General features: G+C 51.6%; 6 protein-coding genes and 1 riboswitch. Of the genes, 4 read left to right on the top strand and 2 right to left on the bottom strand.

Features of this window, described 5'->3' with window-relative positions; all coding sequences use genetic code 11:
• Window positions 1-3 precede the first annotated feature (3 nt).
• The gene (locus TERTU_RS15390) at window positions 4-690 is read left to right on the top strand and encodes a ChrR family anti-sigma-E factor (RefSeq protein WP_015818426.1); all 687 of its coding nucleotides are present in this window, start codon (window positions 4-6) and stop codon (window positions 688-690) included.
• Complete coding sequence (locus tag TERTU_RS15395) at window positions 683-1630, top strand: YbgA family protein (protein ID WP_015819246.1); 948 nt, start codon at window positions 683-685, stop codon at window positions 1628-1630. Before TERTU_RS15390 ends, TERTU_RS15395 begins: the two co-directional genes overlap by 8 nt.
• A 67-nt stretch (window positions 1631-1697) precedes the next feature.
• Here TERTU_RS15395 and TERTU_RS15400 read toward each other — a convergent pair whose 3' ends face one another.
• Together TERTU_RS15400 and TERTU_RS15405 are read right to left on the bottom strand one after the other, a co-directional pair.
• Window positions 1698-4382 (bottom strand): carbohydrate binding domain-containing protein, encoded by a 2685-nt coding sequence (locus tag TERTU_RS15400; RefSeq protein ID WP_015819391.1) that lies wholly within the window; start codon window positions 4380-4382, stop codon window positions 1698-1700.
• A gap of 162 nt (window positions 4383-4544) precedes the next feature.
• On the bottom strand, window positions 4545-9188 hold the full coding sequence (locus TERTU_RS15405) for a response regulator (RefSeq protein ID WP_015819457.1): 4644 nt from the start codon (window positions 9186-9188) through the stop codon (window positions 4545-4547).
• A 310-nt stretch (window positions 9189-9498) separates the two neighbouring features.
• A riboswitch (guanidine-I (ykkC/yxkD leader) is annotated at window positions 9499-9651 on the top strand.
• A 103-nt stretch (window positions 9652-9754) separates the two neighbouring features.
• Here TERTU_RS15405 and TERTU_RS15410 point away from each other — a divergent pair.
• Window positions 9755-10864: a putative urea ABC transporter substrate-binding protein gene (locus TERTU_RS15410; RefSeq protein ID WP_015818847.1), complete on the top strand. Its 1110-nt coding sequence runs from the start codon at window positions 9755-9757 to the stop codon at window positions 10862-10864.
• A gap of 37 nt (window positions 10865-10901) precedes the next feature.
• Complete coding sequence (locus TERTU_RS15415) at window positions 10902-11726, top strand: ABC transporter permease (RefSeq protein WP_015818248.1); 825 nt, start codon at window positions 10902-10904, stop codon at window positions 11724-11726.
• Window position 11727 lies beyond the last annotated feature (1 nt).

Consider the following 11727-nt stretch of genomic DNA (forward strand, 5'->3'; position numbering starts at 1 on the left):
TCGATGATAAAACACCATCCATCTGCTGAATTGCTTGCCGATTACGCATCGGGCAGCCTGAAACCAAGCCATTCACTGTGTATTGCCGCTCACTTGGAACAGTGCGAAAGCTGCCGCCGTCAGGCAATGCAGCTCGAACTCCTGGGCGCCCAGCTTTTTGACCAGTTGCGCGCGCCAGCAGCGACCAATACCGATACACTTAAGGCGGCAGTGTTTGCCAACCTGGACGACGACGCCACACCTGAAGTGAATAGTGCGAGCAAGTCCGCAATCGACTCAGCAATAGAAAAATACCGTGTACCCAGAGCACTCGGTCAATTCTTGCAGGGCGGTTACAGTGAACTATCCTGGGTAAAGGTGTCTCCGTCCATAAAGATCACAACATTGCTCAAGGATAAAGACGGTTCGCAAATCGCGCTCAGCCGCGTAAAACCCGGCGGCAAAATGCCGCATCATCGCCATACGGGTGATGAGCTCACTGTTGTGCTGGAAGGGGCGTTTTCGGATGAAACCGGGTTGTACCGTAAAGGGGATTTTGTTAGTCGCGATAGCCGCCATAAGCACAAACCCATGGTCACCAAAGACTCTGAGTGTATTTGCTTAATGGTATTGGACGCGCCTATTGAATTTACCGGCATGTTCTCCCGTTTTCTCAATCCTTTGGTGAAACGCAATCACAGCCATGGCTGACGAAAAAATACGGATCGGTATCAGCTCCTGTTTGCTTGGCGAACAGGTTCGCTTCGATGGTGGTCACAAACACCAAAAATATATTACTCGTGAGCTCGCAAAATTTTTTGAGTTTCGTTCATTTTGTCCGGAAGTGGCCATTGGTCTCGGCATTCCCAGAGAACCGATTCGGTTGGTGTTAGACGATGATCGAGACCACCCGATACGAGTCGTCGGAACAAAAGATCCGAGTATCGATGTCACTCAGGACCTTATCGACTGTGCCAATGCACAGCAGGTGTGGCTGACAGACCTTTCCGGGTACATTTTCAAAAAAGACTCCCCAAGCTGTGGAATGGAACGCGTAAAAGCTTACCGCAACTCACAGCCGACACGCCAAGGCGTTGGCCTGTTCGCTCGCACAGTTATGGAAAACAACCCGCTAATTCCTGTGGAAGAAGAAGGGCGGCTAAACGACGAAGACCTGCGCGAAAATTTTATCGAACGCGTCTATGTTTATCACCGCTGGCGTGCACTCGTTGCCGAGGGTCTCACGGCAAAATCCCTGGTAGAGTTTCATGCCCGCCACAAATTTATAGCGATGGCCCACAACCAGAAGCTCTATCGGGAACTGGGGAGATACATCGCCGCCATTCCTAAAAACGACCTACACAGCTACGCGGAAGGCTACATAGCTCGCCTGATGTTTTGTTTGCGCAAACCTGCCACACTGAAAAATCACATAAATGTGCTTCAGCACATTCAGGGTTTCCTGGGTGACCAGATTGATGCCGAAGACAAGCAGGAAATGGTACAGGCAATAGAGAACTGTCGCGTCAGAAAAGCACCGCTGACCATTCCTCGCACGTTACTCAAACATCACTTTCGCAAACATCCGAACGAGTACATTGCCGATTCTTACTACCTGGCGCCCTTCCCCGAAGAATTGGCACATCGGTAAAATTCTGGTCGACTTACAGCAGGCCTTTCGACGCACAAAAACCGAGGTTATGTCGACCACTCTCGCTTTATATTTTCGGGGTTATGACGATCTCGTACCATAATGTTCGCGCTTTGCTATCCACATCGATACGACTGCCTGTCGCTGTTTGCACAACCTTCAACGACCGCATTCGCTGACCACGCTCATCCAAACACCAGGCACTAACCCGCCTGGCAGCAATTGGCAACGAGAGACTAAAAGGCACAACTTCAACCCTCGTCGGCGCTTCACCCCAATTGCGGCCGAGCGAATTATGAGCGTCGTTCCAGCGCATTTTACTGTTTTCAATTTTTGCGGTCGCAACTGCCAACAGCGAAGCTCCTGCTGCAAGATCCTGCAAACTACCCTCTTGCGCAGTGACCATCCAGCTGGCCCAGCCCATCTGTAGATCGCCCAAGGTCAACCCCAACGCACCGAGCTGGAAGTGTTGATCTGCAACAAAGCCCACTACGCCAGCGGATTTTTCTGTGTTTATTGTCACCCTACCCTGCGCTTGGATAGTTGTATCCCAACTGAGTTCGCCCGTCTCGGCAGTCACTTTGTTAACATCAAGCACAGGCGGTTTAGACTCCGTCGTTGACATACCCAACTGCAAGCCCATTTGCTCGTGAAAAGCGTAGCCACGCCATTCCGGAGGGAAGTCCGCCGGACTCACACTCCAAGATGCACCGGCGTTTGTAATTCGTGCGAGCTCGCCGGATCGCGAAAAATTTAACCAGCGCTTGCCCTGCGCAGGCTGCACATCTCCACGTCGAAACAGATTACCGCCGACGGCAAAATTAACCATTGCCGCTGGGTTCAAATTAGTTTTAAAGAATCCGTCGATAAATTCCTGTTGCCAACCCAGTTCCCCCTGATCGTACGAAAACAGATAAACGCCGTCCCAATCCTGCAAACCCGCATAGGCCGCTACCAGCAGCGGGCCTTCTGCAGAATAGGGATTTGGCATAGCATGCTGATATTCAGAGACTACAAAAGGCAGCCCGGCCACGCGCTGACGCGCCAGAGCGCTTAACGTGTTGTTTGGGAAGGCGTTAACCATGGACGACATATCGACACTCCACTGCTGTGCATCCCAGGCTCCAGCGGGAAAATGTGGGTGCGCCCAATAGATATGACTATCGATAAATCCAAATTCGCGCTGAATTGAAGGCGGACTCAAGCTCGCGATAGTCCCATAAATATTGTTTTTAACCTTGAGTTCATCAGCCAAATAGCCGCGCATATCCTGCCAGTAAGCCAGCTCAAGGCTGTACAAAAATGCAAACCAGTCTTCCCGCCGCTGCGCGAGATAGGATTCATCGTTACGGTTTAATCCTATAGAACGGCGTTCGAGAGTCTGGTTCTTAGCAAGTTCACCGACAGTTCCGCCAGACTGCAGGCGAAGATCCCTAACATCTATTGCCCCTATTACCGAACCCAATTCACCTAACGTTAAGCGCAACGGTTGCGCTGATCCAGTATGCACATACTGAAACCTGAATTCCTGCCATTCGGAATCGAGCTTCAAAGGGAAAGATTCGACCACCTGCCAGGGTTCCACACTCTGCATCAGCAGAGGTGTAATTCTGCTGTGCGACTGCGAGCGTGCGGCAAACGACAATGTGTAAATCTCACCGTCTTTGAGTTCAGGTAAGTTTTGAGAAAGTTGAATGTTCCATAACGCAGGCCCTACGGTATCTATTTGGATACGCAAACCAGCGGATGCGAGCGGATTGGCCTGCGCCTTTGCGCCGTCGATCTGGTCTAAATGCCAACCCTGTAAGCCCGCCACAAAATCCGCATTTTTTAACAGATTGTTGCCCAGAGGTTTATCAATCACCTGCCAGGCACGCTCGAGTGCAGCGTGATCTTTATACTTGCGAGCCAGCCAAGCATTCCACTCTTGCGCCAGTGGCTGACTAAACGCTTCCGGCCAGCGGTCTATATTGCCGTCAAAAAACTGTTGAAACAGGCTGTTTTCATTGTTTATTTCAACAAACGCGATGGCCGGATCTACCCGATACGCCAAGCGCGTGTACGGATTTACATGTTGCAGAATTTGTTTCGCGTAGGCTTTTTCCAAATTGCGGACCGAGGGAGAAATCGCGCCGAGCATTTGCCGCGCCTTCCAATCGATTTGAGTAATCGATGCAGGCAATCCGTCAGCAGGTAAAAATTCGCGCGCGGTAAGCAGGTTTATATTGCTGTAGATTCCACGCGATTTTAAAGCGGCAATAAAATAATCGAGCTTATCGAGATTTTCCTTACTCAAATGACGGGAGTCTCCCCGTCGATAATCAATTAGGCCCGCACCACCCCAGTTATTGTCCAAATGATGAAACCGAACAATGTTCACGCCGAATTTTGCTAAACGTCCGGCAACTTTTTCCGCATCCTTGTGTGAGGGGAAGGCGGAGTCCCCTGTTATATTTACGCCCCAAAGCCTAAACCTATTCCCGGCGACGGAGAAATGTCCGGCGGAATCGATAGTGAGCGGAGCAAGCCTCTCCCCTCGCTGGTGCGACCCGTTATTAAAAGCGGTAATACCCGCACCATCATCGTCGAAGGGAAGCACGAACGGTGCTAACCCAGCGTGATTTACCGATTTTGTCGGTGGTTGCGAAAGACGCTCTGCTGCCGGAGCATCAACACAGAAGAGCAACAACGGAAACAGGAGTGCCCGGTACAGACACAAGCTTCGCGAGTACGCATAGGTAAACCAAAACATCGGACATCCTCAAATAAGGTGGCAGGCAAATTAGGCTAGCGGCTATTTTAAACGTCTATGAATGCGGACATTGTTGCACAGCGCAACAATGGCAGGTTTGCAGATGGTTGATATTCCAAATGAACGGCCCCGCCAGCAGACTAGCGGTCACCGATGGTGAAGTTAGCTTTCGAGATGAGCGTTCAAAACAATCAGCAAAGCCGACGTTTCTGTGGCCATAGCCGCAGCGAGCGCAGGGACAGCACTATGCTCGCCTGCTTTTACCTGCTTTTCAAGCTCCGCAGAAATGTCCTGCAATTGATAGGCGCGCAATTGCGCAGCACTTCCTTTAGTGGAATGTGCAATAAAGCCAATTTTTTCGTAATCGAAATGGTCGCGAGCAAGCTTAAATTCCTCCAGCGTTTCCGGCATTCGACCGCAAAAGGAGCGCAATAAAAGCCTTACCCTGTCATCACGGTTTTTGAGCGACGCCAGCATCGCGTCATAATCCCAGCGTTGATCTGGTGCTACCTCGCTGCCAGTGCTTGCATCTGTGGAATTACCACTGACATTCAAGTTAGCTGCGAACATTTCCACCACAGGGTTAATAGCCTTGGGTTGCAACGTGTCTGTGGCTGGCTTTTGGGCGTTGGATTCAGGTACTCGGGGCAACCATTTACGCAAACGATCTTCCAGTACTTGGGGGTCAATGGGCTTGCTGATGTAGTCATCCATGCCGGCCGCAAAGCACCGTTCCTTATCGCCTTTCATCGCATTCGCCGTCATCGCTATGATAGGTATTTTTTTGTAAATTTCGCCAGCTTTGCCGGCGCGAATACTTCTTGTAGTTTCGTAGCCGTCCATTTCCGGCATTTGGCAATCCATTAATACCAGCGAATACAGATCCCATTGTTGCGCGCTTTGCAAAGCGTCCAGAGCTTCTACCCCGTTGCCTGCAGTCGTTACCACTACTCCAACATCATCAAGCATCATACGGGCAACATCCTGGTTTACCGGGTTGTCTTCAACCAGTAAGACACGCCCGTTAACCTGACCGGAGTCCAGCTCATCACCTTCTCCCGCGGCCTGGCTGTGTTCTTTGATTTGCGTCCAACCGCGCAGGGTCGATCCTCCCTCCAGGAGAACTTTAACAGACTCCACAAGGCCTGCCCGCGTTAGCGGTTTGGCGACATAACCTCGCGCACCGGCATCGCAAAACTTTTGCAATTCGCCCTCGGCGATGCGGCTGAGTATCAGCACGGGTAAATCCGCGCACCCTTCGATACCGAGCATCTGTTTAGCTAAGTCGCAGCCGGTTTGATCCGGCAAATACTGATCGATCAATACGACATCGGGCAGATTATTCAACGCTTTTAAATCCTGACACCGAGCCAGGCCCTGTGCGCCATCTTCCGCCGCGAATACGTTCGCTCCCCAACTGTCCAACCACCGATATACCAACTCACGAACCGATTTATTGTCTTCAATCAGCAGTACCGATTTATTTTCCAGATTCATAACAGGTACAGCAACCTGTTGTTCGCATGCCTGAAGCAGAACGTGAAAATCGAACGTACTGCCGCTACCGAGTTCACTGTGCGCTGCAATGTCGCCGCCCATCAATACACACAATTTTTTGCAGATTGCCAAGCCAAGCCCGGTACCGCCATACTCCCGCGTAGTCGATGCGTCGACCTGGGTGAAAGGGTTAAACAGTTCATCGAGCTTGTCGTTTTCAATTCCAATGCCGGTATCCACTACCGATACCTGAAATATTAAATCGTCCTTCTGTGGCACTAAAGCACAGCGCACCAGCACTTCGCCTTCAGCGGTAAATTTAATCGCGTTGCCTACCAGGTTCGCGAGTACCTGGCGAATACGACCTGGGTCACCACATACCATTGGGGTGTTAATGTCGGTCGTATCCAAAATGAGCTCAACATGTTTTTCCTGCGCGCGCATCGCCATTGATTCAGAAAACTCCTCCAGCTGCGCGATTAAATTAAACTCAATAGACTCGAGTTCTATTTTTCCAGCATCCACTTTAGAGAAATCGAGAATATCGTTAATAATATTCAACAACGTATTTGATGAGTGGCTGGCGATGGTGAGTTTACGCCGCTGCTCGTCGCTTAATTGCGTGCGATTCAACAAGCTCAACATGCCCATTACCCCGTTGAGCGGGGTGCGAATTTCGTGACTCATCATCGCCAGAAAATCGCTTTTCGCATGGGCCGCCTGTTCCGCAGCTTCTTTAGCGGCAACCAACGCCTTCTCAGCTTTCTGCCGAGCATGAATTCCTCGCGCTCCATGCACGAACTGACCCACGGTATTCATTAAAGGTTTGAGCCACTCGATAATATCGTCGTTAAACCCACCGATTCGATTTGCAAGCCCCACTAGTGCAATCCCGTTACCACTGTGCGTGATCGGTACGCCGAGAAAGTTGTTGATATGCACAGCGGTTTGGGGTGACGTACACATATGCCAGGTTTGATCAATATTTTCCAAAACCACAGGCTGCAAGCGAAATAGTGCCTGGCGGAGGTGTTGCTCGTAATCATTTAATTTGCAGGAGCTTAAATCGTTATCGCACGCGGTTTGAGCACCAGCAAAATACCAGCGGTGAAGGTAGGGGCGCTTGCCTGTGTCGTAATCGATTTCAGCAATAAAACCAAAATCTGTGCGCGTAAGCTTAAGGATATTATCGAGAAACTCCTGAAATGCGCTATCGATATCGTTTTGCTCGATAAAACTCGCCTGAGATTCGGCGATTAATTGCAACATACTCATCTGCTGCTGCAGTTCCTGCTGGGTGCGCTCGATATTTTGTTCGATTAGCTTGCGCGCATTAATATCCTGGTACGATCCGTAGATACGCACACAGCGTCCATCATGAAATTCTGCCTTGCCGGTGACAAGAACCCAAAGGTCGTGCTCCTTCGCCGTGGTAATTTGCACTTCCTCACTGAATGCCTGGCCAGACTCAGTGCACAATTGAATCGCCTGTTCAATAGTTGAAAGACTTTTGCCTGGTTTGTAAAACTGCAGCGCGGAATCGAGAAACGGCTCGAAATCTTCGTCGACCTCGTGAATAACTTTAGTCATTCCCGACCAATACACGGCTGCCTCTGCCAGGTTAATTTCCCAGGCGCCAATGCGTGCGAGCTTGCTCATCGACTGAAGCATTTCCTGTTGCTGCGCGAGTCGGCTCTCGTGTTCGCGATGGCTGGTAACGTCGACAGCCGTCGCATATACGTTGCTCGAGGCGGGGTCGACACTCACATTCCAATTGAGGTGCACATAGCTGCCATCCTTACAGCGTACCCGGCAAACGAATGATGTGGAGGTTTTAACTTTCAGCAAGTGCTCCAGTTCCGCCACCACTTCGCGATAATCCTCCGGGTGCACAAAGCTAAGAAAAGGCGACGACTGCACTTCTTCTTTGTTGTATCCCAACAACCACAAAAACGCATTGTTAAAAACTTTAAACTCACCGAGGTGTGTGAAGGTACACATTAAACTGCCGGATAATTCAAAAAACCGGTGCAGATTTTCGCGGGATTCGTCCAGCGCCTGCTGCGCCGCTTGGCGCTGCGATAAGTCCTCTACAATCGACCAGATACATTGGCGCCCCGAGTGATCGTCCACCAGCACGGCCATGAAGCTGACCGGGTAGTGGCTGCCGTCCTTGCGAATAAACTCTTTCTCGACTGGGCCATAGCGGCCTTCCCGCAAAAGAATTTTTTTCTGTGCCTGCTCCTCTTTGCGAAAGCGACTCGCGGTAATGCCTGCAAAACTCAGCTGAGACAGCTCTTCTCTGGCATAGCCTGTTGGCTCAAGGAGGGCGTCGTTAATTTCAAGAAAGTTCCCCGTGGCGAGATCGTTTAGTGCAATTCCAATCGGCGACATATCGAATAAACTACGTAGCCTCGCCTGCTGTAATTCGCGTATACGTGACAGGCGTATAACGAAAGCGCCAGCTGCTGCAAACAAACCAATGGTAATGATTTCCAGGAAACGAATAACCCAGGCGTCGTCTGCGACCCTAAGCCAACCTTTGCGCGGGATCGCAGCAACCTCCCAACCACCATTGGGGAAATCTACCCGTGTCAATACAGGTTCTTGCTCAAATACACTGGCATCACCGTAGAACACCTGACCTTCAACCAAGTCTCCGTCACGCCCTTTAATGGCAATCTGGAGTAGTGTTTCCGCTTTCGTCAATTGACTGGCAAGGTAGAATTCGTCGAGGTCGATCACCGCCGATAACAGGCCCCAAAACTGATCCGACAACCCGCTTTCCGAGCGGGTGTACACCGGCAGTCGCCCAATCAAGGCGACCCCGCCCTGCTCCAGTTGGATAGGGCCAGCCACTACCATCTCACCAGTGTCACGCGCCAATTCAGCCGCTTTTCGCTGCTCAGGGTGATTTCTATAATCGAGTCCCAAGGCCGCTTCGTTGCCGGCGAGAGGGTACACATAACGGATCACCATATCCGGCGCCGCACCGATGTTACGCAATTGAGGGTGCGCTTCGATGACTTGACGGGCAAGCTGCGCAAAACGCGCCTGGCTCATTTCCGGTTCCAGGCTCACCACGGCCTGCAGGCCTCGTAATACTTCGAAATCTGTATTCAGGTTGCCTTCCAGGCGCGCGCGAACCGTAGCGAGCTCATTTTGAGCAAGCAGGCGTTGCTGCTGGTAGAAACGCTCATTGTTGACCCAATCGGAAAACCCTGCAGCTGCCGACAGCAGTGCCACCGCAGCAGCGATCAGAGTGCCGGTAAGGAAACTTTTGCGATGTATGAATTTACTGGTATTCATTGCGTGGCGGTTATCGCGTCATGAACGACAGTCTCGAGACAAAATGTAGGGGAAATCACCGTCGGCGATTTAGCCAAGCGTGAGTGGTTTAAACCTGAGTATAGAACAACCTGTAACGCCGGCTTCTACCGTATAGCCGCAAAAAAACGCACCATAGACGATCAATTTTTTATAAAATCACCACAAAAGCGCATAAATGGCATATAAAACAGCAAAAACATGCTCTGCCAACTGGCATTAGAATTGCTGTTCAAGAGTCACACAACGCGAGGATTCAATAACCGCCGGGTTATTGAGTTTCCACAGGACGTTAATGGACGGCTAGGGTTCCGGCTTTCTTGCTCGAGTAATCTCGGTGGATTACATGAGCTGGAAAGTGACTGGTCCGAGAGCTGTCGACCTTCCACGGGTAACCATCACTACCCCCTGGCAGGTTACACGGCGGGATAAAAGCCCGGGAGGAATGGAGCAACGGCAAGGCGCACTCGGCTGCGCTACCGGTCGCTTCTCAATAGCACTGCGCTATTGAATCCTCAATTATCCGTGTAACCCTTGGGAGGTTAACCATGCATAACAACATCTTTGCCCGCGCAATTCTGGGCACGACCATCGCTCTGCTTTTCGCCTGTTCCGATAAATCACCGGCACCCGCCACTTCCGAAGCAACACCTGCCCCGGTCGCCAGTGCGCCCGCCGAAAAATTTAAAGTGTGCTGGTCTATCTACGTCGGTTGGATGCCCTGGGATTTCGGTGCGCAGCAAGGCATCGTGAAAAAATGGGCCGACAAATACGGCATTGAAATCGAAGTAACCCAAATCAACGACTATATCGAGTCCATCAACCAATACACCGCTGGCGAATATGACGGTTGCACCATGACTAACATGGACGCGCTCACAATTCCGGCGGCGGGTGGCGTGGATTCCACTGCGTTGATCGTGGGGGACTTCTCCAACGGCAACGACGGTGTTGTGCTGAAAGACAAAACTGAACTCGCCGATATCAAAGGCCAAAACGTTAACCTGGTGGAATTGAGTGTGTCTCACTACCTGCTGGCACGCGCGTTGGAATCGGTCGGGATGAGTGAAAAAGATGTAACCGTGGTGAACACCTCCGACGCCGACATGGTCGCCGCTTATTCCACCGACAGTGTTTCTTCTGTAGTCACCTGGAACCCGCTGTTGAGTGAAATCACCACTATGCCTGGTGCCAACAAAGTGTTCGACTCAGCAAACATCCCTGGCGAAATTATCGATTTGATGGTGGTCAACACCAAAACCCTTAGCGAGCACCCTGCACTGGGTAAAGCGCTGGCTGGCGCCTGGTACGAGATCATGAGTACGATGAACGGCGACAGTGACGCTGCGGTGGCCGCGCGCACCTTTATGGGCAGTGCCTCTGGTACTGACCTTGCCGGTTACGACGCGCAATTGGCCTCCACCAAGATGTTCTACAAGCCCGCCGAAGCGGTTGAGTTCGTCAACAGCGACAAGCTGAAAACCACCATGCAAACGGTTGCTGAATTCTCGTTTGACCACGGCCTGTTGGGCGAAGGTGCCAGTGATGCGTCTTTCATCGGTATTGAAACACCCGCAGGCGTCTACGGCGATAGCAGCAATATCAAACTGCGGTTCGACCCGACCTATATGGATATGGCCGCAAAAGGCTCTCTGTAACCGCCACCCATAATCGCAACACCAGGGCGTGACCGCTATGAAACTTATCAATCGCAAGCCATCGCGCCCTGTTCGCGTGATCCTGGGGATTCTGCCATTCCTGTTGCTGCTGGTGCTCTATCTCGGCGCCAGCAATGCCCGCTTGGCAGCAAACCCCAACGATAAATTATTGCCCGCGCTCACGACCATAGGCGCGGCCATTGAGCGTATGGCGTTCCAGCCAGACAAACGCAGCGGCGATGTACTGTTATGGCGGGACACCGCCAGCAGTCTCGGTCGCCTCGCGGTTGGCGTCAGCATCAGTGCTGCCTGTGCGCTCATTCTCGGCGTGCTGATGGGAGCAATCCCGTTTGCGCGCGCCAAACTGTCACCGCTAGTCACCGCTATATCGCTGGTGCCGCCGATGGCGATTCTGCCGGTGCTCTTTATTGTGTTTGGCCTGGGTGAAGTATCCAAGATCGTGCTGATTGTGATCGGCATTACGCCTTTTATGACACGTGATCTGCTGCAGCGCGTGCGCGAAATTCCGACCGAACAAATTATCAAAGCACAAACTCTGGGCGCCAACACCTGGCAGATTATTGTGCGGGTGATACTCCCGCAAATTATGCCCCGCCTGATTGCCGCTGTGCGCCTGTCGCTTGGTGCTGCCTGGCTGTTCCTGATTGCGGCAGAGGCCATTGCGTCTACCGATGGGCTCGGCTACCGCATTTTTTTAGTCAGGCGCTATCTGGCCATGGATGTGATCCTACCCTACGTCATTTGGATAACGTTTCTGGCGTTTGTCGTGGACTATCTGCTGCGTCGGGTATCCCTGTTGTGCTATCCCTGGTTTCACAGTCAGGCCAAGGAGAACGATTAAA

Source organism: Teredinibacter turnerae T7901, from assembly GCF_000023025.1.
GTDB lineage: Bacteria > Pseudomonadota > Gammaproteobacteria > Pseudomonadales > Cellvibrionaceae > Teredinibacter > Teredinibacter turnerae_B.

Excerpts from the sequence above, each read along its gene's own strand:
- TERTU_RS15390 (WP_015818426.1), top strand. The coding sequence starts at position 4 with ATGATAAAACACCATCCATCTGCTGAATTGCTTGCCGATTACGCATCG.
- TERTU_RS15395 (WP_015819246.1), top strand. The coding sequence starts at position 683 with ATGGCTGACGAAAAAATACGGATCGGTATCAGCTCCTGTTTGCTTGGC.
- TERTU_RS15400 (WP_015819391.1), bottom strand. The coding sequence starts at position 4,382 with ATGTTTTGGTTTACCTATGCGTACTCGCGAAGCTTGTGTCTGTACCGG.
- TERTU_RS15405 (WP_015819457.1), bottom strand. The coding sequence starts at position 9,188 with ATGAATACCAGTAAATTCATACATCGCAAAAGTTTCCTTACCGGCACT.
- TERTU_RS15410 (WP_015818847.1), top strand. The coding sequence starts at position 9,755 with ATGCATAACAACATCTTTGCCCGCGCAATTCTGGGCACGACCATCGCT.
- TERTU_RS15415 (WP_015818248.1), top strand. The coding sequence starts at position 10,902 with ATGAAACTTATCAATCGCAAGCCATCGCGCCCTGTTCGCGTGATCCTG.